The organism is Streptomyces sp. R33, from assembly GCF_041200175.1.
GTDB classification, from domain to species: Bacteria; Actinomycetota; Actinomycetes; order Streptomycetales; family Streptomycetaceae; genus Streptomyces; species Streptomyces katrae_B.
On the sequence record NZ_CP165727.1, the window covers coordinates 6638792 to 6664342 of the forward strand.

General features: G+C 72.6%; 27 protein-coding genes and 1 tRNA gene. 15 read left to right on the forward strand and 13 right to left on the reverse strand.

Translation table 11 applies throughout. The features are described from left to right. Positions 1–95 precede the first annotated feature (95 nt). The 5 genes from AB5J51_RS30495 to AB5J51_RS30515 all read right to left on the reverse strand — a co-directional run bounded on the left by AB5J51_RS30495 (position 96) and on the right by AB5J51_RS30515 (position 2759). Entirely contained in the window at positions 96–1007 is a 912-nt protein-coding gene (locus AB5J51_RS30495; protein WP_136224265.1) for an MBL fold metallo-hydrolase, read from the reverse strand. A 122-nt stretch (positions 1008–1129) separates the two neighbouring features. Continuing rightward, a complete protein-coding gene (locus AB5J51_RS30500) occupies positions 1130–1426 on the reverse strand; it encodes a hypothetical protein (protein ID WP_053785856.1) in 297 nt (98 codons plus the stop codon). A gap of 83 nt (positions 1427–1509) precedes the next feature. Then, positions 1510–1833, reverse strand: a complete 324-nt coding sequence (locus tag AB5J51_RS30505) for a DUF202 domain-containing protein (protein WP_053785855.1) — start codon at positions 1831–1833, stop codon at positions 1510–1512. Next, positions 1830–2228 (reverse strand): YidH family protein, encoded by a 399-nt coding sequence (locus AB5J51_RS30510; RefSeq protein WP_030294274.1) that lies wholly within the window; start codon positions 2226–2228, stop codon positions 1830–1832. Before AB5J51_RS30510 ends, AB5J51_RS30505 begins: the two co-directional genes overlap by 4 nt. Before the next feature lie 9 nt (positions 2229–2237). Beyond that, positions 2238–2759 carry an NUDIX hydrolase gene (locus AB5J51_RS30515; protein ID WP_107093460.1) on the reverse strand — a complete coding sequence of 174 codons (522 nt, stop codon included), beginning with the start codon at positions 2757–2759 and terminating at the stop codon, positions 2238–2240. An 85-nt stretch (positions 2760–2844) separates the two neighbouring features. Between AB5J51_RS30515 and AB5J51_RS30520 the strand changes: the two genes are divergently transcribed. Continuing rightward, positions 2845–4500 (forward strand): FAD-binding dehydrogenase, encoded by a 1656-nt coding sequence (locus AB5J51_RS30520; protein WP_369779111.1) that lies wholly within the window; start codon positions 2845–2847, stop codon positions 4498–4500. Between the two features lie 194 nt (positions 4501–4694). After that, positions 4695–4964, forward strand: coding sequence for a hypothetical protein (locus tag AB5J51_RS30525; RefSeq protein ID WP_136224268.1), 270 nt, complete (start codon positions 4695–4697; stop codon positions 4962–4964). A 52-nt stretch (positions 4965–5016) separates the two neighbouring features. Here the strand turns inward: AB5J51_RS30525 and AB5J51_RS30530 are convergent, their stop codons facing one another. Then, the gene (locus tag AB5J51_RS30530) at positions 5017–5448 is read right to left on the reverse strand and encodes an ASCH domain-containing protein (protein ID WP_369779112.1); all 432 of its coding nucleotides are present in this window, start codon (positions 5446–5448) and stop codon (positions 5017–5019) included. A gap of 193 nt (positions 5449–5641) precedes the next feature. Between AB5J51_RS30530 and AB5J51_RS30535 the strand changes: the two genes are divergently transcribed. The 3 genes from AB5J51_RS30535 to AB5J51_RS30545 all read left to right on the forward strand — a co-directional run bounded on the left by AB5J51_RS30535 (position 5642) and on the right by AB5J51_RS30545 (position 9896). Beyond that, positions 5642–6589: a hypothetical protein gene (locus AB5J51_RS30535; RefSeq protein WP_369779113.1), complete on the forward strand. Its 948-nt coding sequence runs from the start codon at positions 5642–5644 to the stop codon at positions 6587–6589. Between the two features lie 108 nt (positions 6590–6697). After that, a complete protein-coding gene (locus AB5J51_RS30540) occupies positions 6698–8242 on the forward strand; it encodes an APC family permease (protein WP_369779114.1) in 1545 nt (514 codons plus the stop codon). A gap of 217 nt (positions 8243–8459) precedes the next feature. Further along, complete coding sequence (locus AB5J51_RS30545) at positions 8460–9896, forward strand: amino acid permease (protein ID WP_133898483.1); 1437 nt, start codon at positions 8460–8462, stop codon at positions 9894–9896. Between the two features lie 56 nt (positions 9897–9952). Here AB5J51_RS30545 and AB5J51_RS30550 read toward each other — a convergent pair whose 3' ends face one another. Both AB5J51_RS30550 and AB5J51_RS30555 read right to left on the reverse strand, forming a co-directional pair. Next, positions 9953–10315: a zinc ribbon domain-containing protein YjdM gene (locus AB5J51_RS30550; RefSeq protein ID WP_369779115.1), complete on the reverse strand. Its 363-nt coding sequence runs from the start codon at positions 10313–10315 to the stop codon at positions 9953–9955. A 94-nt stretch (positions 10316–10409) separates the two neighbouring features. Further along, a tRNA-Leu gene (locus AB5J51_RS30555) sits at positions 10410–10494 on the reverse strand. A gap of 169 nt (positions 10495–10663) precedes the next feature. Here AB5J51_RS30555 and AB5J51_RS30560 point away from each other — a divergent pair. The 3 genes from AB5J51_RS30560 to AB5J51_RS30570 all read left to right on the forward strand — a co-directional run bounded on the left by AB5J51_RS30560 (position 10664) and on the right by AB5J51_RS30570 (position 13216). Further along, positions 10664–11989, forward strand: coding sequence for a M20/M25/M40 family metallo-hydrolase (locus AB5J51_RS30560; protein WP_369779116.1), 1326 nt, complete (start codon positions 10664–10666; stop codon positions 11987–11989). 130 nt (positions 11990–12119) lie between these two features. After that, entirely contained in the window at positions 12120–12353 is a 234-nt protein-coding gene (gene chpH / locus AB5J51_RS30565; RefSeq protein ID WP_053785846.1) for a chaplin ChpH, read from the forward strand. A gap of 98 nt (positions 12354–12451) precedes the next feature. Continuing rightward, positions 12452–13216, forward strand: coding sequence for a chaplin family protein (locus AB5J51_RS30570; RefSeq protein ID WP_369779117.1), 765 nt, complete (start codon positions 12452–12454; stop codon positions 13214–13216). Positions 13217–13267: 51 nt separating this feature from the next. On the opposite strand, the gene AB5J51_RS30575 is transcribed toward AB5J51_RS30570, so the two are convergent. After that, on the reverse strand, positions 13268–13456 hold the full coding sequence (locus AB5J51_RS30575; protein ID WP_030294295.1) for a DUF5703 family protein: 189 nt from the start codon (positions 13454–13456) through the stop codon (positions 13268–13270). A gap of 47 nt (positions 13457–13503) precedes the next feature. On the opposite strand from AB5J51_RS30575, the gene AB5J51_RS30580 reads away from it, so the two are divergent. Further along, positions 13504–14190 (forward strand): hypothetical protein, encoded by a 687-nt coding sequence (locus AB5J51_RS30580; RefSeq protein WP_053785845.1) that lies wholly within the window; start codon positions 13504–13506, stop codon positions 14188–14190. A 67-nt stretch (positions 14191–14257) separates the two neighbouring features. On the opposite strand, the gene AB5J51_RS30585 is transcribed toward AB5J51_RS30580, so the two are convergent. Next, positions 14258–16540 (reverse strand): helix-hairpin-helix domain-containing protein, encoded by a 2283-nt coding sequence (locus AB5J51_RS30585; protein WP_369779118.1) that lies wholly within the window; start codon positions 16538–16540, stop codon positions 14258–14260. Next, positions 16537–17529, reverse strand: coding sequence for an aldo/keto reductase (locus tag AB5J51_RS30590; protein ID WP_030294301.1), 993 nt, complete (start codon positions 17527–17529; stop codon positions 16537–16539). Before AB5J51_RS30590 ends, AB5J51_RS30585 begins: the two co-directional genes overlap by 4 nt. Positions 17530–17638: 109 nt before the next feature. Between AB5J51_RS30590 and AB5J51_RS30595 the strand changes: the two genes are divergently transcribed. Further along, positions 17639–18688 carry an LLM class F420-dependent oxidoreductase gene (locus AB5J51_RS30595; protein ID WP_053785945.1) on the forward strand — a complete coding sequence of 350 codons (1050 nt, stop codon included), beginning with the start codon at positions 17639–17641 and terminating at the stop codon, positions 18686–18688. Between the two features lie 198 nt (positions 18689–18886). Then, a complete protein-coding gene (locus tag AB5J51_RS30600; RefSeq protein ID WP_369779119.1) occupies positions 18887–19675 on the forward strand; it encodes a ferritin-like domain-containing protein in 789 nt (262 codons plus the stop codon). Positions 19676–19699: 24 nt separating this feature from the next. Here the strand turns inward: AB5J51_RS30600 and AB5J51_RS30605 are convergent, their stop codons facing one another. After that, positions 19700–20692 carry a magnesium and cobalt transport protein CorA gene (locus tag AB5J51_RS30605; RefSeq protein ID WP_053785947.1) on the reverse strand — a complete coding sequence of 331 codons (993 nt, stop codon included), beginning with the start codon at positions 20690–20692 and terminating at the stop codon, positions 19700–19702. Between the two features lie 80 nt (positions 20693–20772). Between AB5J51_RS30605 and AB5J51_RS30610 the strand changes: the two genes are divergently transcribed. The 4 genes from AB5J51_RS30610 (at position 20773) to mshC (ending at position 24425) form a co-directional block, all read left to right on the forward strand. Next, entirely contained in the window at positions 20773–21510 is a 738-nt protein-coding gene (locus tag AB5J51_RS30610) for a histidine phosphatase family protein (RefSeq protein WP_053785948.1), read from the forward strand. A gap of 154 nt (positions 21511–21664) precedes the next feature. Beyond that, positions 21665–22255 carry a DUF3090 domain-containing protein gene (locus AB5J51_RS30615; protein ID WP_030294308.1) on the forward strand — a complete coding sequence of 197 codons (591 nt, stop codon included), beginning with the start codon at positions 21665–21667 and terminating at the stop codon, positions 22253–22255. Continuing rightward, complete coding sequence (locus AB5J51_RS30620; RefSeq protein ID WP_133898488.1) at positions 22219–23085, forward strand: SCO1664 family protein; 867 nt, start codon at positions 22219–22221, stop codon at positions 23083–23085. The genes AB5J51_RS30615 and AB5J51_RS30620 overlap by 37 nt, the downstream gene beginning before the upstream one ends. 110 nt (positions 23086–23195) lie before the next feature. Further along, positions 23196–24425, forward strand: coding sequence for a cysteine--1-D-myo-inosityl 2-amino-2-deoxy-alpha-D-glucopyranoside ligase (gene mshC, locus AB5J51_RS30625; RefSeq protein ID WP_053785950.1), 1230 nt, complete (start codon positions 23196–23198; stop codon positions 24423–24425). Positions 24426–24499: 74 nt separating this feature from the next. On the opposite strand, the gene AB5J51_RS30630 is transcribed toward mshC, so the two are convergent. Continuing rightward, positions 24500–25483, reverse strand: coding sequence for a PAC2 family protein (locus AB5J51_RS30630; RefSeq protein WP_053785951.1), 984 nt, complete (start codon positions 25481–25483; stop codon positions 24500–24502). Positions 25484–25551: the final 68 nt, after the last annotated feature.

Genomic DNA, 25551 nt, shown 5'->3' on the forward strand with positions numbered 1-25551 from the left:
ACGAAAGCCATCATGCCGACCAGTCGGTATGTCGTCCAGTGTGCAGGGCGCACGAGTACGGGCCGGAGGCGATCCCCCGGCCCGTACTTCGCGGCTCACGCGTGACAGAGGATCGGCGTCCCGCCGTTCATCACCGTCATGTCCTGGAGCACCGCCAGTATGTTCAGCGGCGCCCCTTCCGGCTCGCCGGCCAGTTCCGCGTACGCCCGGTGCAGGTTCGCCACCAGCCGCTCGCTCTCCCGCCACGCCCCGAACTCGCCGAGATCGGCCTCGCGCGCCACCTCCAGTGGGGTCAGCCCCTTCGCCCTGCCCTCCCGGGCGAGTTCGGCCACGTACTGCAGATAGCGCTCGGTCGCCTCGTACGCGGACGGGTCCGTCAACGGCCCGTGGCCCGGTACGACGGTCTCCGCGCCGAGCGAGCGCAGCAGCTCCAGCGCCCGCAGCGAACCGGCCAGCGAGCCCATCGCGAGGAACGGCGTGCCCTCGGCGAAGACCAGGTCGCCGGTGAACACGATCCGCTGCCGGGGCAGGAACACGATCGAGTCCCCGGTGGTGTGCGCGACGCCCGGGTGGATGACCTGGACCTCCGTCCCGCCCAGGTGGAGGGTCGTCCGGTCGTTGTACGTGAGGTCGGGCGGGGTGATCTCGATCGCACCGAAGTCGGTCGCCGGCCAGATCATCTCCAGCTGGTGACCGGCGGCGAGCTGCTCGGTGCGCGCGTTGTCGTGCGCGAGGACCAGGGCCCCGGGGGCGAAGACGCCGTTGCCGTAGGTGTGGTCGCCGTGGTGGTGGGTGTTGACCACCGTGCGCGGCAACGGCACCCCGGCCGACACGACCGCCTCGCGCAGGGCCAGCGCCCGCCGCTCGGTGGCCGCCGTGTCGATGAGAAGGGTCCGGCCGCCGTCGCTCACGAAGCCGGCGTTGTTGAGGCACCAGCCGCCGTCCGGCTGGACGTAGGCGTACACCCCGCTCGCGGGCTGGACGAGGTACGGCTCTTCGGCGGTCATCTGCTCTCCCCGGGTCGCTCTGACAAGCGGTCAGCATCCTGCCAGTCGCGGCGGCGCCGGGGGAGAGCGGGGCCGGTCGGTACGGCCGTTGCGGCGGCGGTCAGTGGTGCACCACCGGTCCGTCAGTGGTCGTCGTAGTGGCCGTCGTGCTCGGCGTGCCGGTGCCCGTCGTGCACGTAGTCCACGTGGTCGCCGTGCTGCACGGCCTCGTGCCCGCAGGCCGGTCCGTGGGCGTGGTCGTGGGCCTCGTGGGCGGTGTGGCCCGACGGCTCGCATTCGTCCCAGTGTCCGGAGTGCTCGCGGTGCAGATGGCCGTCGTGGGCGTAGTCGACGTGGTCGCCGTGGGACACCTCGGTGTGGCCGCAGTCGGGGCCGTGGGTGTGCTCGTGGGTCCGGTGTTCCTGGTGCATGGTCGTCATGGCGCCGAGGCTAATGCGGAATGCCCCTTATCGCCTGTTGTGTTCCAAGTGGCGCGGACAAGCCGGATCATCGGACCAGCCGCTCAGAAGATGACCGCCACCGCGAAGACCGACAGCGCCACCGTGCACGCCACCGCCGCCAGAGCCGACCGCGGTGCGAGCCCCAGCGGCCGGGCCGCCGCCAGCTGCCGCATCCGCCGGTGCGCGACCCCCAGGAACGCCAGCCAGATCAGCACGATCACCGCCGCCCCGAGAACCTCCACCGGCGAGCCCGAACCGCGCAGCGCCTGCCGCAGTGCCAGCACCGCCGTCACCGAGCAGGCGAGTGTCGTACGCCGCCACGCGAGCCGGGTCCGCTCGGGCTGCAGGCCCGCGTCACGCTCCGCCGCCGCACCGGAGGGCGTCACTGCCCGCTCGTCCAGCCCAACAGCACCACCAGCACCATCGACACCGCGACCAGCCCCACCCCCAGGCTCAGCACCACCGGGAACCGGGACAGCGGCAGATCCTCGCCCCGCCGCATCGCGCGTTCGCACTTCACCCAGTGGTTCACCGCCCGCAGCGCACAGGCCGCACCCACCACGAGCAGGGCGAGGGACATCCCGACCCGCACCCCCCAGCGCAGGTCCGGCAGGAACTGGTCCACCGCGAAACCGCCGCCCACCAGGGCGAGCGCGGTCCGGATCCAGGCCAGGAAGGTCCGCTCGTTGGCCAGCGAGAACCGGTAGTCGGGAGTCTCGCCCTCGTCCCTCACCCGCTGCGGCGCGAACCAGAGGCGCACGTCCTTGACGAAGTCGATCACCTGATCAATCTACTGGCCGGACTCCCGGTGCGCGCGCAGTCGCCGGTAGGCCTCCAGCCCGTCCGGCACCCACTCCCACGCGCCGTCCGCGACCCGCTGCGCCAGCTCCTCCTCGGAGAGCCAGGCGTGCCAGGCGACCTCCGACTCCTGCGGCCGCACCGGCAGATCGCAGCGCACCTCGTGCACGTACGACCACCAGGCCCCGCCCGGCCCCTCGTACAGGAACTTGAACAGCGGCACCGGCTGCGCCAGCCCCTGCACGCCCAGCTCCTCCTCGGCCTCCCGCAGGGCGGCCTGCGCGTAGCTCTCGCCGGCGCCCAGCACCCCGCCCACGAACATGTCGTAGGCCGAGGGGAAGACCAGCTTCGAGGCCGTCCGCCGGTGCACGAAGATCCGCCCCTGCGCATCCCTGGCCTGTACGAACACGCACCGGTGGATCAGCCCGCCCGCGTACACCTCGCCCCGTGGCGCCTGGCCCGTCACCCGGTCGTCCCGGTCCACCACGTCCAGTACTTCGTCAGCAGCACTCACACCGCTCATCCAACCACCGCTGTTGACTGGTTACCGCTCCGTAGCCAAGGATCTGCCCCACCACCGACCGGAGGACGGGATCGCAATGACGTACGACGCAGACGTGATCGTGATCGGGGCGGGGCTCGCGGGCCTGGCGGCCACCGCCGAGCTCGTCGACGCGGGCCGCAAGGTCATCCTCCTCGACCAGGAGCCCGAGCAGTCGATCGGCGGTCAGGCGCACTGGTCCTTCGGCGGGCTGTTCTTCGTCGACTCGCCCGAACAGCGGCGGATGCGGATCAAGGACAGCCGCGAGCTCGCCCTCCAGGACTGGCAGGGCACCGCCGGCTTCGACCGCGACGAGGACGCCTGGCCCCGCCGCTGGGCCGAGGCGTACGTCGACTTCGCGGCCGGCGAGAAGCGGCCGTGGCTGCACGCCCAGGGCGTCCGCTTCTTCCCGGTGGTCGGCTGGGCCGAACGCGGCGGCTACGACGCGAACGGCCACGGCAACTCCGTCCCCCGCTTCCACATCACCTGGGGCACCGGGCCCGGCCTGGTCGAACCCTTCGAGCGGCGGGTCCGCGCCGGGGTGGCCCGCGGTCTGGTCCGGCTCCGGTTCCGCCACCGGGTCACCGGGCTCGCCCGGACGGCCGGAGCCCTCGACACCGTCACGGGCCAGATCCTGGAGCCCTCCGACGCCGTGCGGGGCACCGCGAGCGGTCGCGAGAGCACCGGGGCGTTCTCCCTCCGGGCCCAGGCGGTGATCGTGACCAGCGGTGGGATCGGCGGCAACCACGACCTCGTGCGCGAGCAGTGGCCGGCCCGGCTCGGCACCCCGCCGCAGCGGATGCTCTCCGGGGTCCCGGCGCACGTGGACGGCCTGATGCTGGGCATCGCCGAGGAGGCCGGCGCCAGCCACATCAACAAGGACCGGATGTGGCACTACACCGAGGGCATCGAGAACTGGAACCCGATCTGGGCCCGGCACGGCATCCGCATCCTGCCCGGCCCGTCCTCGCTCTGGCTGGACGCCACCGGCAAGCGGCTGCCCGTACCGCTCTTTCCCGGCTTCGACACCCTCGGCACCCTCGACCACATCATGAAGACCGGCCACGACCACACGTGGTTCGTCCTCAACGAGCGCATCATCGGCAAGGAGTTCGCCCTCTCGGGCTCCGAGCAGAACCCCGACCTCACCGGCAGGTCGGTCCGCGACGTCATCAACCGCGCGCGGCTGGCCGTCCCCGGCCCGGTCCGGGCCTTCATGGACAACGGCGCGGACTTCGTCGTCGAACGCGACCTCGGCTCGCTGGTGCGCGGCATGAACGCGGTCACCAAGGAGGACCTGCTCGACGAGGAGACCGTCCGCCGGCAGATCGTGGCCCGGGACCGGGAGATCGCCAACCCGTTCACCAAGGACCTCCAGGTGACGGCCATCCACGGCGCCCGCAGGTACCTCGGCGACAAGCTGATCCGCACCGCCGCCCCGCACCGGATCCTCGACCCCGAGGCGGGCCCGCTGATCGCCGTACGGCTCTCCATCCTGACCCGCAAGTCCCTGGGCGGCCTGGAGACCGACCTGTCCTCCCGCGTCCTCACCGCAACCGGCGACCCGCTGCCCGGCCTGTACGCGGCCGGCGAGGCGGCCGGCTTCGGCGGCGGCGGGGTCCACGGCTACCGCGCCCTGGAGGGCACCTTCCTCGGCGGCTGCATCTTCTCGGGCCGCGCGGCGGGTCGCGCCGCAGCCGCCGCGGTGGGCTGAGGCGGACGCCGGCGCTCCCATCGGCCGGGGGCGGGCGGACGTGCGGGTGCCGGTGGCGTGCTCTAGCGTCGGAAGGGCGGGGGTGACCGTTGCGTGAGCCGGTCGCCCCCGGAGCGCCCGCTCCGCGCCGCCCCCGCCCGTGGTCCGGCGCACGCGCGGATCGCGTGACCGACCGAGAGAGCAGGTGCATCCGCATGCGTCCGTCGGCCCGTATCCCCAGCATCCTGGCCGGCCTGGTCCTCGCCGCCGGCGCCCTCGTCGCCGCCCCGGCCGCCACGGCCGCCCCCGCCGGCGTCCAGGACTGCGAGCAGTACATCGTGAAGCACGGCAAGCAGGTCACGGACGCCGCCGGGCAGGCCTGTTACGAGGGCACGATCGGCAACCAGACCAGCTGCGCCGCGAGCCTCCAGGAAGCCGGCCTCTCCGCGGACGTTGCGGACGGGGCCTGCCGCGCGGCTCGCTAGGGCGTCTCGGCTCCACGGCGCTACGGGGCTACGGCGGTACTGCGGTAAGGCGTCAGGGCGTCTGCAGGCGTTCGACGAGCCGGAAGCGTTCCGCGACGACCATCGTGTCGTCGGCCACCGTGAACTCCGGGTCACCGAGCACCTCGCGGATCTCCGGCCCGTGCCAGAACCGCTCGTGGGAAACGCGCCATTCGGCGACGGACGCGTATCCCTCGCCCTCGTCCAGGGCATGGCGGAGGTCCACCTCCGCGAGCGGCAGAACGCGTACGTCCGTCACCTCCAGGACGGCCACCGGACGTTCCGCGGAGTCCATGACCGCCATCCGCCCGCCCACCACCGGCAGGGGGTCGCCCGTGACCTCGTATTCGGTCAGCAATCCGGTCGTCGTGGTCTTCGCGCCGCTCAGCACGGCTGCCACCAGGCTGTCGCGCAGCGGCCCGGGGAAGGCGAACAGGGCCGGCGGGAGATCGTCGTACGTCGTCATGGGCCCACCCTAGGCCGGGCCCGCGGCGCTTGCGAGCAAGTTGTCGCGCCCCAACTAGCGTCATGTACATACCAGTTGAAACACGCCACGCAGTGGACTGGACCTTGACGCGGAGCTGTGCCTACCGCTTTGCTGTGCGTGATCATTCAGCCAACCGTCCGCCCGCGCCCGTGTCCTGGAGGGAATTCCGCGGATGTCCCCGCCTCCGCCGCCCCTCGGCCGCGCCCGCAAGCGGGACGCCCAGCTCTTCGACCCGGCCCTCTGCGACACCGAGCTGGTCGACGTGCGCACCCAGTTCACCCAGGGCCGCTGGGCCAGGGCCCGCTCCCTCCTCGTCGCCACCGGCGACGACTGGGACCGCCGCGGCCACCGCGTCGTCGTCCTCGCCGAGACCCCGGCGGCCACCGCCTGGGCCCGCGAATGGCTGCTCGCCGAACCCGACAGCGCCGACGCCGCCACCCTGCTCGCCTGCGCCGCCGTCTTCACCGCCCTGCGCCGCAAGGGCACGCCCGAGGACGCCGAACAGGCCTGCCGCCGGGCCGCCGCCCTGCTCCCCGCCGACCCCACCCCCTGGCTGGGGCTGCTCATGCTCTCCCGCGCCTTCGGCACCGAGGAGGAGTTCAGCCGCCACTTCGACCAGGTCCGGGCCCGCCACCGCGAGCACCACCACGCCCACCACCTGATGGTCGCCAGGCTGGCCGAGCACACCCCCGGCGCCGGCCACGACCCGCTCCACGAGGTCTACGACTTCGCCGCCTGGGCCGCCGAGGAGTCCCCGGCCGACTCCCCGCTCGCCGTCCTCCCCGTCATCGCCCATGCCGAGCGCTACCGGGTGCTCGCCGCCGCCGAGGGCGGCACCCCCGACGGGGCCGCCGCCCACTGGTCGAACCGCCGCGCCCGCCAGGTGCTTCGCTCCGCCTTCGACTGGTGGCTCGAATGGGAACGCGAGGACCACCCCCGCAACCGGGTCGACCTCAACTTCCTGGCCCACGCGAAGCTCTGCGAGGGCCGCCCGGCCGAGGCCGCCGCCCTCTTCCACCGCATCGGCAGCCACGCCACGCCCGCCCCCTGGTCCTATCCGGACCTCGACCCGCACCAGGCCTTCCTCGCCGCCCGCAGCGCCGCACTCGGCACGGCCTGACGCGCACCCCCGCTCGACCGCACGCCGCTCGACCGAACGCTGCTCCACGGCACCCCCGCTCCACAGCACCCCCGCTCCGCTCGACCTTCCCCGAAAGGACACCCCGCCATGGCGACGGGCAGATCCACCACGCTCAGCACCGCGCCCGAGATCCGCACCTACAAGGGCCAGGACCGCGCCCTGCGCGCCGACCGCCTCGGCACCGCCGGCCTGCTGCTCTCCGTACTGGCCGCCAGCGCACCCCTGATGGTGGTCGCAGGCGTGATGCCCACCACCTTCGGCGTCATGGGCGTCGTCGGCCAGCCGCTGCTGTTCGTGATCCTCGGCATCGTCCTCGCGCTCTTCAGCATCGGCTACGCCGAGATGAGCCGGCACGTCCACAACGCCGGCGCCTTCTACGCGTACATCGCCCGCGGCCTCGGCCCCACGGCGGGCGCCGGCGCCTCGTTCGTCGCCCTCGTCGCGTACAGCGCCATGCAGGTCGGCGTCTACGGCATCCTCGGCTTCGAGATCTCCGGCCTCTTCGCCACCTACCTGAAGACCGACGTGGCCTGGTGGATACCGGCCCTCGTCGCCGTCGCCGTGACCGGCGCGCTCGGCTGGCTCAAGATCGACCTCAACGCCCGCGTCCTCGGGGTCCTCCTCCTCATCGAGTGCGCCCTCGTCGTCGTCTTCGACATCGCCGCCCTCGGCGACCCCGGCCCCGAAGGCCTCTCGCTGCACGCCTTCGACCCCCAGACCCTCGGCGGCGCCGGGCTCGGCACGGCCCTGTGCTTCTGCATCGCCGCCTTCGTCGGCTTCGAGCAGTCCCCGGTCTACGCCGAGGAGACCAGCAAGCCCCACATCGTCGTCTCCCGCGTGATGTTCCTCGCCGTCGGCTTCGTCGCCCTCTTCTTCGCGTTCAGCGCCTGGGCCCTCACCGTCGCCACCGGCCCCTCCGAGGTCGTCAAGACCTCCGCCGAAGCCGGCCCCGGCCTGCTCTTCCAGCTCACCGAGGGCCGCCTCGGCGCCACCTTCACCGACGTCCTGCACGTCCTCTTCGTGACCGGCATGTTCGCCGCCATGCTCAGCTTCCACAACGTGGTCGCCCGCTACGCCTTCGCCATGGGCCGCGAGGGCCTGCTCCCGGCCGCCTTCGGCCGGACCAGCGCGGGCACCGGCGCCCCCGCCACCGGCTCCCTCCTGCAGACCGTCATCGCCACCCTCGTCGTCCTCGCCTTCGCCTTCACCGACGACCGGCCCGCCGGCGACCCCACCGCGCCCGTCCTGCACCTGTTCACCTGGATGGGCAGCGTCGGCGCCCTGGGCGTGACCCTGCTCATGGCCGCCGCCTCCTTCGCCGTCATCGCCTTCTTCGTCCGCCGCGGCACCGCCGGCGCCCAGGTCTGGCGGCTCGTCGCGGCCGGCGCCGCCGGAGTCGCCCTGCTCGGCATCGCCGGGTACACGGTGAAGGACTTCGGCGTCCTGGTCGGTGCCGAGCAGGGCTCCGCGCTCAGCTGGCTCCTGCCCGGGATCATCGGCGCCGCCGTCGTGGGCGGGCTGCTGTACGGGGTCGTCCTGCAGCGCAGCCGCCCCGAGGTGCACGCCCGCATCGGCCTCGGGAACGAGGCCTTTCGCCTCGACCAGGCTGCGGAGGCCGCTCCCCGCGACTGACCCCCACCGCCTCGCTTTCGAGCCCGTACGAAGCCCCCGGCGCCTGTTTCCATGGTCGCCGGGGGCTTCTGCGCGAGGAGGGCGGGTTTTGGCCATGGCCCGGGCTCATGGTCTCCTGTGTCGACAAAACCATCCGACGGCGCACAGGTGACACCACCCAGCTCCCCTGCGCGGCGGCCCGGACCTGCCTGTCCCACCCACGAAGGCGAAGTCCTACATGAGTGACCGCACCTTGACCGAGGCTCCGGCCCCGGCGTCCTCCCGCCACGTCGACGCCGGTGACGAGGGCTACAGCAAGGACCTCAAGTCCCGCCACATCAACATGATCGCGATCGGCGGGGCGATAGGCACCGGCCTGTTCCTCGGCGCCGGCGGCCGGCTCGCCAACGCGGGCCCCTCCCTCGCGATCGCCTACGCGGTGTGCGGCATCTTCGCCTTCTTCGTCGTCCGGGCCCTGGGCGAGCTCGTGCTCTACCGGCCCTCCTCCGGCGCGTTCGTCTCGTACGCGCGCGAGTTCATGGGGGAGAAGGGCGCCTACACGGCCGGCTGGCTGTACTTCCTGAACTGGTCCACGACCACCGTGGCCGACATCACGGCCGCCGCGACCTACGCGCACTTCTGGTCCATGTTCACGAGCGTCCCGCAGTGGGTCCTCGCCCTGATCGCCCTCGCCGTGGTCCTCACCGCGAACCTGATCTCGGTGAAGTACTTCGGCGAGATGGAGTTCTGGTTCTCCCTCGTCAAGGTCGCCGCCCTGGCGATCTTCCTGGTCGTCGCGATCTACCTCGTAGCCACCAGCCACGACATCGGCGGCCACACCCCGGGCCTGTCCACCATCACCGACAACGGCGGCATCTTCCCGTCCGGGGTCCTGCCGATGCTCCTGGTGGTCCAGGGCGTCGTCTTCGCGTACGCCTCCGTCGAACTGTGCGGCGTCGCCGCGGGCGAGACCGAGAACCCCGAGAAGATCATGCCGAAGGCGATCAACTCGATCATGTGGCGCGTCGGCCTCTTCTACGTCGGCTCCGTCGTCCTGCTCGCGATGCTGCTGCCGTACACCGCGTACTCCGGCGACCAGAGCCCCTTCGTCACCGTCTTCGACAAGCTCGGCATCCCCGGCACCGCCGGCATCATGAACCTGGTCGTGCTGACCGCGGCGCTCTCCAGCCTGAACTCCGGCCTCTACTCCACCGGACGCATCCTGCGCTCGATGGCCGTGTCCGGCTCCGCGCCGAAGTTCACCGGCCTCATGAACAAGGGCAAGGTCCCCTACGGGGGTGTCCTGTTCACCGCCGCCTTCGGCCTCGCCGGTGTCGGCCTGAACGCCTGGATGCCGAAGGACGCCTTCGAGCTCGTGCTGAACTTCGCCTCGCTGGGCATCCTCGGCACCTGGGCGATGGTCATGATCTGCTCGCTGTTCTTCTGGCGCCGCGCGCAGGAGGGCAGCCTCCAGCGCCCGTCCTACCGCCTGCCCTGGGCCCCGTACACGCAGATCGTCACGCTGGTGTTCTTGCTCACCGTGCTGGTCCTGATGTGGTGCGACGGCGGCGTCGGCCGCACCACGGTCCTGTGCGTCCCCGTCATCGGAGCCGCGCTCGTCGGCGGCTGGTTCCTGGTCCGCCGCCGTGTGGCGGAGATCGCCGCGAACCGCTGACGACCCCGTCGTGAACGCAGAAGGACCCCGCCCGAGGCGGGGTCCTTCTCGTCGTTTCAGGCCTTCTTGACCACGCTGGACTTCAGCTGCATGGCGCCGAAGCCCTCGATCCGGCAGTCGATGTCGTGGCCGTCCACGCCGTCGATGAGCCGGATGTTGCGCACCTTCGTGCCCGCCTTGATCCCGGACGGGCTGCCCTTGACCTTGAGCGCCTTGACCACGGTCACGCTGTCGCCGTCGCGCAGCACGTTGCCGACGACGTCCTTCACGATCCGCTCCCCGGAACCGGAGGCCTCGTCCTGCGCACCGCCCTCGGCGGGGACCCATTCGTGGCCGCACTCGGGGCACACCACGAGGGCGTTCATCTCATAGGTGTACTCACAGGAGCATTTCGGGCAAGGGGGAAGGTTCTCGATCACGCCTTCAGGGTAGCCCGCCCCGGAACGGGCCGAAGGAACCCGGGGAAGGCCCCCAACGCGAAGAACCCCACCGAAGTGGGGTTCTCGCTCTGTGTGTCCGAGGGGGGACTTGAACCCCCACGCCCGATAAAGGGCACTAGCACCTCAAGCTAGCGCGTCTGCCATTCCGCCACCCGGACAAGGTGTCTGTCTCGCGTCCCTCGCGGGCCGTTCCGACGTGGAAAACATTACCAAACATTCCGGGGTCCTCGATCACGCCCCCCGACGGCCGGGGATCGCCCTTGGGGAGAGCCGTCCCACGCGCGAGGATGGGGAGGCAGTCGGCACCGATCAGTGGGAGGAAGCAGCGTGAGCGAGTCGAGCGCGGGCAGGACCGTCTCCGGCGAGGACGAGGTCGTCGACCTCTGCCGGGACCTCATCCGGATCGACACCAGCAACTACGGAGACCACTCCGGCCCCGGCGAACGCAAGGCGGCCGAGTGGGTCGCGGAGAAGCTCGCCGAGGTCGGGCTGGAGCCGCAGATCTTCGAATCCCACAAGGGGCGCGCCTCGACCGTCGCGCGCATCGAAGGGGAGGACCCGTCGAGGCCGGCGCTGCTGATCCACGGGCACACCGACGTCGTGCCGGCGAACGCCGCCGACTGGACGTACGACCCCTTCGCCGGCGAGATCGCCGACGGCTGCGTGTGGGGCCGCGGCGCCGTCGACATGAAGGACATGGACGCGATGACGCTCGCCGTCGTGCGCGACCGGCTGCGCAGCGGCCGCAAGCCCCCGCGGGACATCGTGCTGGCCTTCCTCGCCGACGAGGAGGCGGGCGGCGTGTACGGCGCCCGGCACCTCGTGGACAAGCACCCCGGGCTGTTCGAGGGTGTCACCGAGGCGATCGGCGAGGTCGGCGGCTTCTCGTTCACCGTCAACGAGAGCCTGCGGCTGTACCTGGTGGAGACCGCCCAGAAGGGCATGCACTGGATGCGGCTCACGGTGGACGGCACCGCGGGACACGGCTCGATGACGAACAACGACAACGCCATCACGGAGCTCTGCGAGGCCGTGGGCCGGCTCGGCCGCCACCAGTGGCCGGTCAGGGTCACCAAGACCGTACGGTCCTTCCTGGACGAGCTCTCCGACGCGCTCGGCACCCCACTCGACCCGGACGACATGGACGCGACCCTGGCCAAGCTCGGCGGCATCGCCAAGATGGTCGGCGCGACGCTGCGGAACTCGGCCGCCCCGACCATGCTCGGCGCCGGCTACAAGGTGAACGTCATCCCCGGCCAGGCCACCGCGCACGTCGACGGCCGCTTCCTGCCCGGCTACGAGGACGAGTTCTTCGCCGACCTCGACCGGATCCTCGGCCCGCGCGTGAAGCGCGAGGACGTGCACGGGGACAAGGCCCTCGAGACGGACTTCGACGGGAAGCTCGTCGACGCCATGCAGGGCGCCCTCAAGGCCGAGGACCCGATCGCGCGGGCGGTCCCGTACATGCTGTCGGGCGGCACGGACGCCAAGTCCTTCGACGACCTCGGCATCCGCTGCTTCGGTTTCGCCCCGCTGCAGCTGCCGCCGGAGCTGGACTTCGCCGGGATGTTCCACGGGGTCGACGAGCGGGTGCCGGTCGACGGGCTCAAGTTCGGCGTGCGCGTGCTCGACCGATTCATTGACAACTGCTGAGAATCGGGAAGGTGTGCGTTTTCCACTGAGAAGAGTGAATGCGCTCATACGCTCGTAGCCCTGGTGATGCCTCCTCGTTACAGGTGGTGCGGTCCGCGGCTGGGACCGCATTTGCCAACTAGGAGGAACAATGTTCAAGAAGGTTGTCGCCGCTGCGGCTGCCACCGGTGGTCTGGTTCTCGCGGGTGCGGGCCTGGCCCACGCCGACGCGTCTGCCCAGGGCGCGGCCATCGGGTCCCCCGGTGTCCTGTCCGGCAACGTCGTCCAGGTCCCGGTCCACGTGCCCGTGAACGTCTGCGGTAACACCGTCAACGTCATCGGCCTGCTGAACCCGGCCTTCGGCAACACCTGCGTCAACGCCTGACGCGTCTGAAGTCTTGGGCCCCGGAGCGCATTCCAGCGCTCCGGGGCCGTCGGGCTTCAGGGCCCGGCCGTTCGTACACAGCAGGGGGATGACGACACATGCGACGCAAAGTACTGATCACCATGGCGGCCGCGGGGGGTGTACTCGCGCTGGGTGGGGGTTACGCACACGCGGACTCCGGCGCGTCCGGCCACGCCGCGAACTCTCCGGGCGTGCTGTCCGGGAACACCGTCCAGGCACCCGTGGATGCTCCGGTGAACGCCTGCGGCAACACCGTCTCGGTCGTGGGGCTGCTGAACCCGGCCTTCGGCAACCGCTGTTCGAACCACTCGGCCACGCCGGACCACCATCCCGGTCACCCGGGCGGTCCCGGCCAACCGGGCGGGCCCGAGGAGCCGGACGAGCCGTGCGACGAGGACGAGCCGAACCACCCGGGCAACCCCGGCACGCCGGGTCACCCCGGACAGCCCGGTCATCCCGGTACGCCCGGCAACCCGGGCACGCCCGGCAATCCCGGTCAGCCCGGCAACCCCGGAACTCCTGGCCACCCCGGCCAGCCCGGAAATCCGGGTACGCCTGGCAACCACGGTCAGCCCGGCACTCCGGGTACACCCGGCAACCACGGTCAGCCCGGCACTCCGGGTACGCCCGGCCTGCCCGGCGGTCCCGCCGGACCGGGTGAGGGCACTGTCACGCCCGTGACCCACCCCGGCCAGGGGGCCGGAACCGGGATCGCGCCCGCTCAGCACGCGGGGCTCGCCGCCACCGGTGCAGGGGACGTCCTCGGCCTGGCCCTCCCGCTCGCCGCCGGCTCGCTGCTGGCCGGAGCCGTGCTCTACCGGCGCGCCCGCAACGCGGCCTGACCGGCGCCCGCACGGGCACCCTTTCGACGCGGGCCCCGGCCGGGGCCCGCGTCACCAGGTCGCGCGGACCTGACGGATGATCCGCCGGCGCAGCCGCACACGACGGCTGCCGTCCCGGTACAGGGCCAGCCGGTCGAGTTCCCAGTTCCCGTACTCGGCATGGTCGGTGATCAGGCGGGTCGCCTCCTTGCGGGGCACACCGCGGGGCACGTACACGTCGACAAATTCGTATTCCGGCATCGCATCTATTGTGCGGGCAGAGCCCTGCTACGGATAGCGTCTGCACTATGTCTGATGCCGCTCTGCCCAGTGTTGCCGAGGTACGCGCCGCCGCCGAGGCGGTCAAGGCCGCGCTCGACCGTCACCTCGCCGCGGTCGAGAGCAGGATCGGGGACGAGGACCCTGCCGTCTACGCCGCTTTCAACGAACTCGCCGCCGCCGCGGAGGAGTACGACGAACTCCTCTACGACCGGTACGACGAGGTCACCCCCTTCGAGATCCCCACGCCCGAGGACGGTGTCCCGTACACCGGGCCCGCCGAGCCCGCCGCCTTCAGCGTGCTCATCCGCCGTGACTACGCCGTCGTCGAACCGCCGAGGCTGATCGCCCAGGCCGAGCGGGTCGCCGCGCACGACCGGGAGGCCGAGCTCGCCTTCGACGGGGGCACCGCCGGTGCGCTGGGCGTGCTCTTCGGGGAGTACGAGCCCGACGAGATCGCCTCCCGCTACAAGGAGTTCGGCCTGGAGGAGGGGGACTCCACGCTCTGGATCGCGGCCTCGGAGGAGGTCGCGGAGCCGGGGGAGTGGCTGGGCTCGCCCTTCGGGCACACCGATCCCCAGGACGTGCTGCACCGGTTCGACGTCAGCTCCGTCTTCGACGAGGAAGCCGACGATTTCGACGACGACGAGGAGGACGCGGACGATGCGGAGGAAGCGGGCGGCCAGGCGGCGCGGCCCGGCCTGACCCCCGCCTGATCCCGGCCCGCGCCCAGGGCACCGCGGCCCCCGACCCCGACGGGGCGGGGGCCGCGGTGCGTGCCGGTCACTCCGGCTGGTCCTGCGCCGCGGCCGCGAGGGCGCGCAGGAGGCCGGTCAGCCGGGTCGTACGCGGCTTCGGCAGGACCTCCGCGACGGCGTGCGGCAGCGCCTGGTCGACGCCGTGCACCACGGACAAGTGCCGTTCGGCCCGGCCGAACGCCGTGTACACCCAGTCCCGGGAAAGGGCCTGGGCCGCGTCACCGGGCAGGACGACGACCACGGCCGGCCAGCGCGCACCGACCGCCTGGTGCGCCGTCACCGCCCAGCCGTGCCGCACCTGCGACTCCACCTGCTCCTTCGGTACGACGATCTGCGCGCCCGCGGCGTCCAGGTGCAGCCCCTGCGCGTCGGCCGACACCACCCGGGCCGCCGCCGCCCGCCCGGGCGAGGGCACGTGGACGACGCGGTCGCCGGGGTCGAAGCCGCCGAACCGGCCGGGGCCCGGGTTCAGCCGCTCCTTGAGGGCCGCGTTCAGCGCCCGGGTGCCCGCCGAGCCGCCGTGGCCCGGGGTGATCACCTGCACGGCGTCCGCCGGGATCCCGAAGGCGCGCGGCACCGAGTCGGCCACCAGCTGCACCGCGCGGTGCACGGCCTCCCCGGCGTCGCGCACCGGGACGATGACGACCTCCTTGCCGGGGGCGTCGACCTGGTTCAGCTCCCCGATCCCGACCCCGGAGACCAGCTCGCCGATCGGGCCCGGGTCGGGCGTGCGGGAGACCAGCTGCGGGCAGGCGCGGGCCGCCAGCACATCGCCGAACACCCGCCCGGGCCCGGCGGATCCGAACACCCCGGGGTCCCCGGACAGCACGAGCCGGGCCCCGTCCGGGACGGACTCGACGAGCGCGGCGGCGGTCTCCACGTCCAGCTGCGGGGCGTCGAGGACCACGAGCAGGTCCAGCGCGAACTGCCCGTCCGCGTCCCGCCCGGGCCCCTCCGTCCCGGCGAGCAGCCCGGCCACGGTGACGGCGCCCTGTACGGGGGTGTGCGCGGCCAGGCAGACGCGCAGGCCCAGCTCGCGGGCGGCCGCCAGCAGGGCCTGCGGCTCGGCGCGGGCGGCCTCGCCGCCGGTGTGGGTGACCAGGCCGTGGCCGGAGACGGCGCGGATGAGGTCGGCGCCGGGGCCGGTGGCGGCCTTCTCCCAGTCCGCCGGGTCGTCGAAGGTGTTGGCCAGCCGGGCCAGGCCGTCGGCCAGGCTCTCCTCGGCGAGCGCGTACCCCTCGAGGCCGACGAGGACGCGTACGGGCTGCTCCTCGCCTTCGGCGACGGGCGGGCCGAGCGGTTCGTGGAAGACGAGGACGGCGCCCTCGCCGATGGCCTGCTCCAGGGACGCGGCGGGGTCGGGGACCCCGTACCGGGCGAGGGCGGACTCCAGGGTGGGGGCCTCCAGGGCGGTGTGCCCCTTGACCGCGGCCTGCTCCAGCAGCCAGCCCAGGAGGGAGGCGGCACGCCGTTCGTCGCCGGGACCGGCCTCGGGGCCCAGCAGGGCCCGGGCGAAGCCGTCGGCCTGGGTGGGACGGACGCCGGGCACGGCGAGGAGCCGCCAGGGGTCGTGCGCGAGCTGCTCCGCGGCGTCTTCGCCGAGGGCGGTGGCGGCGGGCCCGGCCAGCGCCTCGGGGGCGCCGCCACGGGCCAGTACGGCGCGCACGCCTTCGATGCCGGCGGCGGTGGGGGCGGGGGCGGGGGGCGGTGTGGGACGGGGGGCCGGTTGCGCGGCGGGGGCGGCGGGCTTGCGGGGCGCGGTCGGGGCTTCGTCGAAGTACACCGGGGAGGGCTTCTCCCCGCTCTCCACGGCCCGTACGGCGGCCAGCAGGTCGGCGGCCTTGCCGCTGAGCTTGGCTCCGGCGTCGACCGGTCCCTGCCGTTCCGCCTTGCGGCGGGCGATGCGCTCGCGCTCGATCTTCTGGGCGGCCAGCTCGGCCTCGGCCTCGCTGAGCGCGGGCGCCGCCTCGCCCTTCTCGGTGGGGGAGTCCGCCTCCGCGGCGCCGCCGTCGGCCCCCGGCTGGGCCGGGTCGTCCCGGCCCGGCTGATCCGCATCGGGCTCCGAGCCGGCGGCGGGGGGCCGGGCGGTGTGCGGTTCGCCGGGGGTGGGCCCTGCGGGGCTTTCCCCCACCCCGCCCGTTCCCGGCACCGTGGGCTCCGCCCCCGGACCCCCGACCTCGCTCCCGGCCGTTCCGGAGGCGGCTGCCCCGTCGGCGGGCTGCGGGGGCTCCGTGGGGGCGGTCGCCTCGGGACGGGGGCCGGGGGTGGCCGGGTCCTCCGCGGATGCGGCTCGGCGGTCCGTGCTCACAGGGTGCTCCAGTCGTGGTCGGGGTAGCGGTGCACCGGCGCCGACACATCGTCCAGCGCCCGGCAGATCTCCTCGGGAAGGGTAAGGGGCTCCACCGACAATGCCTCGCTGAGCTGCGCGGACGTCCGCGCCCCGACGATCGGCGCGACCACCCCGGGCCGGTCCCGGATCCATGCCAGGGCCACCTGCAGCGGGGTCACGGCCAGGCCCTGGGCCGCCGTCGCCACCGCGTCCACGATGCGGCTCGCCGCGTCGTCCAGATACGGGTCCACGAAGCCCGCCATGGCCGGCGAGGCGCCCCGCGAGTCCGCCGGGGTGCCGCCCCGGTACTTGCCCGTCAGGACGCCGCGGCCCAGCGGGGAGGACGGGAGCAGCCCGACGCCGAGGTCCAGCGCCGCCGGGAGGACCTCGCGCTCCACGCCCCGCTGGAGCAGTGAGTACTCCATCTGCGTGGACGCCAGCCGCGTCCGCACCCCCGGGGCGGCGAGCTGCCAGGTCGCCGCCTTCGCCAGCTGCCAGCCGCTGAAGCCCGACACCCCCGCGTACCGGACCCGGCCGCTGCTCACCGCCAGGTCCAGCGCCTGGAGGGTCTCCTCCAGCGGGGTCCCCGGGTCGAAGGCGTGGACCTGCCAGAGGTCCACGTAATCCGTGCCCAGACGGGCCAGCGAGTCGTCCAGTGCCGACAGGAGATGGCCGCGCGAGCCGTTGAACCGGCGGTCCGGGTCCCGTACGGAGCCCGACTTGGTGGCGATCACCAGGTCCTGACGGGGGACCAGCCCGCCCACCAGCTGCCCCAGGAGGTACTCCGCCTCACCACCCCCGTACACGTCGGCGGTGTCGACGAGCGTGCCGCCCGCCTCCCAGAACGTCTTCAACTGCTCGGCAGCGCCCGACTCGTCCGGTCCCTCCGCGGAACGGCCCCAGGTCAGGGTGCCGAGGCCGATCCGGGACACGCGCAGTCCGGTGCGGCCGAGATGCCTCTGCTCCATGACCGCTGAGACTACTGGGGCACTGACGCGGGGAGCCCTGGCGCGCTACAGTCCCCCGCAGACCCACGTTACTGATCGGTAAACCGGCAACACCGTAAGGGGACGACACATGCGGCTCGGCATCAACCTCGGCTACTGGGGCGCTGGCATGGACGCCGACAACCTCGCCGTGGCCCAGGAGGCGGACCGCCTCGGCTACGACGTCTGCTGGGCCGCGGAGGCCTACGGCTCCGACGCCCCGACCGTGCTCGCCTGGGTCGCCGCCCAGACCGAGCGCATCGACGTCGGCTCCGCGATCCTGCAGATCCCGGCCCGCCAGCCCGCGATGACCGCCATGACGGCCGCCACCCTCGACTCCCTCACCAAGGGCCGCTTCCGGCTCGGCCTCGGCGTCTCCGGCCCGCAGGTCTCCGAGGGCTGGTACGGCGTCAAGTTCGACAAGCCGCTGGCCCGCACCCGGGAGTACGTGGAGATCGTCCGCAAGGCGATGACCCGCGAGCGCCTCAGCTACGAGGGCGAGCACTGGACCCTCCCGCTGCCCGGCGGCCCCGGCAAGCCGATCAAGCTCACCGTGCACCCCGAGCGCGAGCACATCCCGCTCTACATCGCCGCCATCGGGCCGAAGAACCTGGAGCAGACCGGCGAGATCGCCGACGGCGCCCTGCTCATCTTCCCGGCCGCCGAGCACCTGGAGGCCACCGCGCTCACCCACATCCGGGCGGGCCGCGAGAAGGCCGGGCTGACCATGGACGGCTTCGACGTCTGCCCGACCGTGCCGCTGGCCGTCGGCGACGACGTGACCGCCCTCGCCGACATGTTCCGCCCGTACACGGCCCTGTACGTCGGCGGCATGGGCAGCCGCAAGCAGAACTTCTACAACCAGCTCGCCCGGCGCATGGGCTACGAGAAGGAAGCCGCCGAGATCCAGGACAAGTACCTGGCGGGCGACAAGACGGGCGCCGCCGAGGCGGTCCCGCACTCGCTGATCGACTCCACCACCCTGCTCGGCTCCGTCGAGCGGATCGCGGACGGGATGCGGGCCTACGCCGAGGCCGGGGTCACCACTCTCACGCTCGCCCCGGCCGGGTTCACGCTGGACGAGCGGATCACCGCCCTGCGGGCGGGCACGGAGGCCATGGAGCGCGCCGGCCTGGCGTAGGGGACCGGGAGAACCAGGAATACGCCCTGCGGCCGTGGTGGGGGCTCGGGGGTCTTCCCCGCCACGGCCGACACACGCAACAACGCGGACGGCACCCTTCGGGTTACGCCCGCGCACCGACCCCTTCACATCGTTCATTCGGCCGATCAGCACGACCCCTCGGTTGCCCGGTCCCCGGATCGGCCGTTGACTCGATGCATGCTCTCTGCCCGCAGCCTGTTCCAGGAGATCGTCGACAACGACGACTCGTTCCAGCTGTTCTGCTCCATCGCCGCCAGCGGGGAGTCCCAGGGCGGCTGGGAGAACGCCCGGATCGCGGCCCTGGTGCCCGACAGCATGCGCGAGCTGGCGCCCAAGATCACCCGGCACGGCGCCGACGAGGACAAGCACGGCCGGATCTTCCAGGCCCTGCTCCGCAAGCGCGGCCTGCCGGCCGTCCCCGTGCCGCCCGAGACCGACTACACGATGCTGCTGGAGCGGCGCGGCATCGGCCTCGCGCACGAGAAGCTGCGCCGGGCGGAGCCGCTGACCGAGCGGGACATCGTCGTCTACCTCTCGCACAGCCGGGTCACCGAACAGCGCGCCGCCGACCAGATGGTCATGCTCGTCCGGCAGTTCGGGGACCACCCCGAGGTCGGCAAGGCCATCCGCATGATCAGCTACGACGAGGAGAACCACCTGGCCTACTGCCACGAGGAGCTGCTCCGCCTCGTGCGCGCGGGGTACGGCCGGACCATCCAGCAGGTGCTGCGCGAAAGCGCCCTCGCCGAGATCTCCATCTACCGGGACGTGAGCCTCGCCGTCATGGACCACATGGGCCGGCTGCTGCACTGGCCCGCGGCCAAGGCGGCCGCGCTGGCCGCCGGGATCCGCGGCATGTACGCGTACGAGCGCTTCGCCGGCTGGCACCGGATGATCAGCCTGAACCTGCCGGAGCGGCGCAACGCGCTCGGCGGCGTACCGGTCGCCGCACCCGAGTTCGTCTAGCGGCCTCCCGGGCCCCCGGGCCGGCTACAGCCAGCCGCGGGACTTGAACATGCGGTGCAGGCCCAGACAGACGCCCACCATCACCAGCACCACCACCGGATAGCCCCAGGGCTGCCGCAGCTCCCACATGTGGTCGAAGTTCATCCCGTAGATCCCCGCCACCATCGTCGGGACGGCCGCCATCGCCGCCCAGGCCGAGATCTTGCGCATGTCGTCGTTCTGCCGGACGCCCATCTGCGCCAGGTGCGCCGCCAGCGCGTCCGACAGCAGCCGGTCCAGGCCCTCGATGTACTCGCTCGCCCTGGTCAGGTGGTCGGCGACGTCGCGGAAGAACGGCTGCGCGTGCTCGTGCACGAACGGCACGTTCCCGAAGGCGAGGCGTTCCATCGGCTGGAGCAGCGGGTTCGTCGCCCGGCGGAACTCCAGCACCTGCCGCTTGAAGCCGTAGATCCGCGCGGCGGTGTTCTTCGTGTCCGTGGCGTTCGGCGCGAAGACCTCGGCCTCCACCTCCTCCAGGTCGGCCTGGAGCTCGGCCGCGACCTCGATGTAGTGGTCGACCACCGCATCGGACACCGCGTACAGGACCGCCGTCGGGCCGTGGCGCAGGACCTCCGGCTCGTGCTCCAGCCGCTGGCGCACGGCGCTCAGCGCGGCCCCCTCCCCGTGCCTGACCGTGACCACGAAGGAGTCGCCGATGAAGAGCATCAGCTCGCCCGCGGTCACCGTGTCGGTGTCCTCGTCGTACATCACCGGCTTGAGGACGACGAACAGTGAGTCGTCGTACACCTCGAGCTTGGGGCGCTGGTGCGCCATCAGCGCGTCCTCCACCGCCAGCTTGTGCAGCCGGAACTCGTGGCTGACGTGCTCGAATTCCTCCTCCGTCGGCTCGTACATGCCGATCCAGAGGAAGGCGTCGCCGCTCGCCCGCGCCTCGTCGAGAGCGTCCGAGAGGTCCTCGGGCGCAGGGGAGCGGCGGCCGTCCCGGTACATGGCGCAGTCGACAATCACGAGGGGCATTCTCCCCTGCCCGCGCCCGGCCCGCACCCGACGGGCACCGCGCCCCCTGCTTCCGGCCGACACCCCCTAGGCTTTGCGTCATGGCCACGCTGATCCTCGTACGACACGGGCGGTCCACCGCCAACACCGCAGGGCTGCTCGCCGGATGGACGCCGGGCGTGGCCCTCGACGAGCGCGGCGCCGAGCAGGCGGCGGCGCTGCCCGGGCGGCTGGCCGCGGTGCCGCTCGCCGCAGCCGTCAGCAGCCCGCTGCAGCGCTGCCGGGAGACCCTCGCCCCGCTGCTCGCCGCGCGCCCGGAGCTGGCGCTGCACACCGACGAGCGGATCGGCGAATGCCACTACGGCGACTGGTCGAACCGCAAACTCTCGGAGCTGGGCGATGAACCGCTGATGAAGATCGTCCAACAGCACCCCTCGGCCGCCGCCTTCCCGGGCGGGGAGTCCATGCGCGCCATGCAGGCGCGCGCCGTGGACGCCGTACGGGAGTGGAACGCGCGGATCGAGGAGGAGCACGGGAGCGACGCCGTCTTCCTCATGTGCTCGCACGGGGACGTCATCAAGTCCCTTGTCGCGGACGCCCTGGGCATGCACCTGGACCTCTTCCAGCGCATCCACGTGGACCCCTGCTCGGTCACGGCCGTCCGCTACACCCCGACACGCCCGTTCCTGCTCCGGCTCGGCGACACCGGGGACTTCGGCTCGCTCGCCCCGCGCCCGGCCCGTGCACCGGACGCGGCCGCGGCGGAAACGGAAACATTCGAAAGCGCGACCGAAGACGGCGGGAACGCCGTCGTGGGGGGCGGCGCGGGCGCGGCGTGATCGAACGGCGCAGTAGGGTGGACTGGCCCAAATAAACGACCCGGCGGGGCGAGCACGGCTCCGCGAGGCCGCCGGATGCCAGCCAGAAGCACAGCCACAAGAGCAGCCACACGCGTGCAGCCCTTCCACTGCCGCCGAGACTTGGAGACTGGACGTGCCCCGTCAGGTGTTCCTCTACGATCCGCCGGACCGCTTCGTGGCCGGCACGGTCGGCCTTCCGGGACGCCGTACGTTCTTCCTGCAGGCATCGTCCGGCCCCCGCGTCACCAGCGTCTCCCTGGAGAAGACCCAGGTCGCTGCGCTGGCCGAGCGGATGGACGAGCTGTTGGACGAGGTCGTACGGCGTACCGGCGGCAATGCCCCGGTCCCGGCCGTCGCCCCCGCCGAGGCCGCCGACACCGCGCCGCTGGACGTCCCGGTCGACGAGGAGTTCCGCGTCGGCACCATGGCCCTGGCCTGGGACGGCGAGGAACAGCGGATGATCGTCGAGGCGCAGGCCCTGGTGGAGCTCGAGGCCGACTCGGAGGAGGATCTCGCCGAGGCGGAGGAGCGGCTGCTCCAGGACGAGGAGAACGGCCCGCCGATGCTGCGGGTCCGCCTCACCGGCGCCCAGGCCCGGGCCTTCGCCAAGCGGGCCCTGGACGTGGTCAACGCCGGCCGCCCGCCGTGCCCGCTGTGCAGCCTGCCGCTGGATCCCGAGGGCCACGTGTGCCCGCGCCAGAACGGCTACCGGCGCCAGGTGTGACCGCCACGGGGGAACTTGAGGAGCTGCTCGCCAAGGGCGAGCTGACGGTCGTCGGCCGCATCCGCGAGGCGTCCAACGCCGTGCTGCTGTGCACGGTGACGTACGGGGACGCCAGCGCCGACTGCGTGTACAAGCCGGTCAAGGGGGAGCGCCCGCTGTGGGACTTCCCGGACGGGAACCTCGCGCAGCGGGAGGTCGCCGCCTACCTGGTCTCCGAGGCCATGGGATGGGGCCTGGTGCCGCCGACCGTGCTGCGCGACGGGCCGTACGGCGAGGGCATGGTCCAGCTGTGGATCGCGTCCACGCCCGCCGAGGACGCGCCGGAAGGCGCCGAGGAGTCGGACGAGAGCGGCCTGCTGGCCCTCGTCGAGGGCGAGGAGGCGGGGGAGGGCTGGAAGCCGGTCGCCCTCGCCGACGTCGGGGAGGGGCGCACCGCGCTGCTCGTGCACGCCGACGACCCGCGGCTGCGCCGGCTCGCCGTCCTCGACGCCGTGATCAACAACGGCGACCGCAAGGGCGGCCACCTGCTGCCCGCGCCCGACGGGCGGCTCTACGGCATCGACCACGGGGTGACCTTCCACCGCGAGGACAAGCTGCGGACCCTGCTGTGGGGCTGGGCGGGCGAACCGCTGACCGACGAGGCGCGCGAGGTGCTGGCCTCGCTGGCGGCCCTGCTGGCCGACGGGGAGCCGCTGGCCACCCGGCTGGCCGAACTGATCACACCGGTCGAGCTGGCCGCCGTACGGGCCCGGGTGGCCCATCTGCTGCGCACCGGGGTGCATCCGCAGCCGTCAGGGCAGTGGCCCGCGATCCCCTGGCCGCCGGTCTGAACCGGACGGACCGGGAACGCACAGAACCGGCCAGATCGCAAGAGTGCTGATCAAGCCAACAGTGCAGGTCCGGTTCGTTTTCGGAACAGGCGTCCGGTTAGGCTCGAGACATGCATGCCTGGCCCGCTTCTGAGGTCCCCGCCCTGCCTGGCAAGGGCCGCGACCTCCAGATCCACGACACCGCGACCCAGGGGACGATCACCCTCGCCCCCGGTCCCGTCGCCCGTATCTACGTCTGCGGCATCACCCCGTACGACGCGACCCACATCGGTCACGCGGCGACCTACAACGCGTTCGACCTCGTGCAACGCGTGTGGCTCGACACCAAGCGGCAGGTCCACTACGTCCAGAACGTCACGGACGTGGACGATCCGCTGCTGGAGCGGGCGCTGCGCGACAACCTGGACTGGACCGAGCTCGCGGAGCGCGAGACGGCCCTCTTCCGCGAGGACATGACCGCCCTGCGGATGCTGCCCCCGCAGCAGTACATCGGCGCCGTCGAGGCCATACCGGGCATCGTGCCGCTGGTGGAGCGGCTGCGCGACGCCGGCGCGGCGTACGAGCTGGACGGCGACGTCTACTTCTCGGTCGAGTCCGACGCGAACTTCGGCAAGGTCTCCAACCTGGACGCCGAGGCGATGCGGCTGCTGTCCGCGGAGCGCGGCGGTGACCCGGAGCGCCCGGGGAAGAAGAACCCGCTGGACCCGATGCTGTGGATGGCGGCGCGCCCGGGCGAGCCGAGCTGGGACGGCGCCTCCCTGGGCCCCGGCCGGCCCGGCTGGCACATCGAGTGCGTCGCCATCGCCCTGGACCACCTGGGCATGGGCTTCGACATCCAGGGCGGAGGCTCCGACCTGGCGTTCCCGCACCACGAGATGGGCGCCTCGCACGCGCAGGTGCTGACGGGCGAGTTCCCGATGGCCAAGGCGTACGTGCACGCGGGCATGGTCGCGCTGCACGGCGAGAAGATGTCGAAGTCGAAGGGCAACCTGGTCTTCGTCTCCGCGCTGCGGCGCGCCGGGGTGGACCCGGCTGCGATCCGCCTCGCCCTGCTCTCGCACCACTACCGGGCCGACTGGGAGTGGACGGACGAGGTCCTCGAGCAGGCGGTGGCCCGCCTGGAGCGCTGGCGCGCGGCCGTGTCCCGGCCGGACGGCCTGCCGGCGGACGCGCTCGTCGAGGAGGTCCGCGAGGCGCTGGCGAACGACCTGGACGCGCCGGCCGCGCTGGCGGCGGTGGACCGCTGGGTGGACGCCCAGAACGCCTCCGACGGGGACGACGAGTCCGCGCCGGGCCTGGTCTCGCGCACGGTCGACGCCCTCCTGGGCGTGGCCCTGTAATCCGCCGCAGCCGAAGCTGCCGATGCCCCCTGTCCTTCCGGGCAGGGGGCATCGCTGCGTTCAGGGCCGGCCGGCTACGCCTCGGGAGGCGTGTCGTCCTCGTCCGGGGCCGGCGGCTCCTCGCCCGCCGGGTCCGGCTTGCGCTTCGGGGGGCGGGTCAGGCCGCTGCTCGTGTCGCGGAGGTACGAGCCGTCGCCCGCCTCGGCCGGGGGCCCCGCCGGGTCACGGCGCCGCAGGTACCGCTCGAACTCCCGGGCGATGGCGTCGCCCGACGCCTCCGGCAGGTCCGCCGTGTCCCGCGCCTCCTCCAGCGTCTGGACGTACTCCGCCACCTCGCTGTCCTCCGCGGCCAGTTGGTCCACGCCGAGCTGCCACGCCCGCGCGTCCTCCGGGAGTTCGCCCAGCGGGATCCGGATGTCGATCAGGTCCTCCAGCCGGTTCAGCAGGGCCAGCGTCGCCTTCGGGTTCGGCGGCTGGGAGACGTAGTGCGGGACCGCCGCCCACAGGGACACCGCCGGCACTCCGGCATGCGTGCAGGCCTCCTGGAGGATGCCCACGATCCCCGTCGGACCCTCGTACTTCGTCTCCTCCAGGTCCATCGTGCGCGCCAGGTCCGGGTCCGAGGTGACCCCGCTGACCGGCACCGGCCGCGTGTGCGGGGTGTCCCCGAGCAGGGCGCCCAGGATCACCACCATCTCCACGCCCAGTTCGTGTGCGAAGCCCAGGATCTCGTTGCAGAACGACCGCCACCGCATGGACGGTTCGATGCCCCGTACGAGGACGAGGTCACGCGGCTTCGCGCCGCCGATCCGGACCACCGACAGCCTCGTCGTCGGCCACGTGATCTTCCGTACCCCGTTGTCCAGCCACACCGTCGGCCGGTTGACCTGGAAGTCGTAGTAGTCCTCGGCGTCCAGCGCCGCGAAGACCTCGCCCTTCCACTCCCGGTCCAGGTGCGCGACCGCACCGGAGGCCGCGTCACCCGCGTCGTTCCAGCCCTCGAACGCGGCCACCATGACCGGGTCGATCAGCTCGGGCACGCCCTCAAGCTCGATCACCCAGGTCTCCTTCCGAAGTTCCTTGCGTACGTGGGTCAGCCTAAGCCTTGAGACGACACCAGCCACAG

Excerpts from the sequence above, each read along its gene's own strand:
- AB5J51_RS30495 (WP_136224265.1), bottom strand. The coding sequence starts at position 1,007 with ATGACCGCCGAAGAGCCGTACCTCGTCCAGCCCGCGAGCGGGGTGTAC.
- AB5J51_RS30500 (WP_053785856.1), bottom strand. The coding sequence starts at position 1,426 with ATGACGACCATGCACCAGGAACACCGGACCCACGAGCACACCCACGGC.
- AB5J51_RS30520 (WP_369779111.1), top strand. The coding sequence starts at position 2,845 with ATGACGTACGACGCAGACGTGATCGTGATCGGGGCGGGGCTCGCGGGC.
- AB5J51_RS30525 (WP_136224268.1), top strand. The coding sequence starts at position 4,695 with ATGCGTCCGTCGGCCCGTATCCCCAGCATCCTGGCCGGCCTGGTCCTC.
- AB5J51_RS30530 (WP_369779112.1), bottom strand. The coding sequence starts at position 5,448 with ATGACGACGTACGACGATCTCCCGCCGGCCCTGTTCGCCTTCCCCGGG.
- AB5J51_RS30535 (WP_369779113.1), top strand. The coding sequence starts at position 5,642 with ATGTCCCCGCCTCCGCCGCCCCTCGGCCGCGCCCGCAAGCGGGACGCC.
- AB5J51_RS30540 (WP_369779114.1), top strand. The coding sequence starts at position 6,698 with ATGGCGACGGGCAGATCCACCACGCTCAGCACCGCGCCCGAGATCCGC.
- AB5J51_RS30545 (WP_133898483.1), top strand. The coding sequence starts at position 8,460 with ATGAGTGACCGCACCTTGACCGAGGCTCCGGCCCCGGCGTCCTCCCGC.
- chpH (WP_053785846.1), top strand. The coding sequence starts at position 12,120 with ATGTTCAAGAAGGTTGTCGCCGCTGCGGCTGCCACCGGTGGTCTGGTT.
- AB5J51_RS30570 (WP_369779117.1), top strand. The coding sequence starts at position 12,452 with ATGCGACGCAAAGTACTGATCACCATGGCGGCCGCGGGGGGTGTACTC.
- AB5J51_RS30575 (WP_030294295.1), bottom strand. The coding sequence starts at position 13,456 with ATGCCGGAATACGAATTTGTCGACGTGTACGTGCCCCGCGGTGTGCCC.
- AB5J51_RS30580 (WP_053785845.1), top strand. The coding sequence starts at position 13,504 with ATGTCTGATGCCGCTCTGCCCAGTGTTGCCGAGGTACGCGCCGCCGCC.
- AB5J51_RS30590 (WP_030294301.1), bottom strand. The coding sequence starts at position 17,529 with ATGGAGCAGAGGCATCTCGGCCGCACCGGACTGCGCGTGTCCCGGATC.
- AB5J51_RS30595 (WP_053785945.1), top strand. The coding sequence starts at position 17,639 with ATGCGGCTCGGCATCAACCTCGGCTACTGGGGCGCTGGCATGGACGCC.
- AB5J51_RS30600 (WP_369779119.1), top strand. The coding sequence starts at position 18,887 with ATGCTCTCTGCCCGCAGCCTGTTCCAGGAGATCGTCGACAACGACGAC.
- AB5J51_RS30605 (WP_053785947.1), bottom strand. The coding sequence starts at position 20,692 with ATGCCCCTCGTGATTGTCGACTGCGCCATGTACCGGGACGGCCGCCGC.
- AB5J51_RS30610 (WP_053785948.1), top strand. The coding sequence starts at position 20,773 with ATGGCCACGCTGATCCTCGTACGACACGGGCGGTCCACCGCCAACACC.
- mshC (WP_053785950.1), top strand. The coding sequence starts at position 23,196 with ATGCATGCCTGGCCCGCTTCTGAGGTCCCCGCCCTGCCTGGCAAGGGC.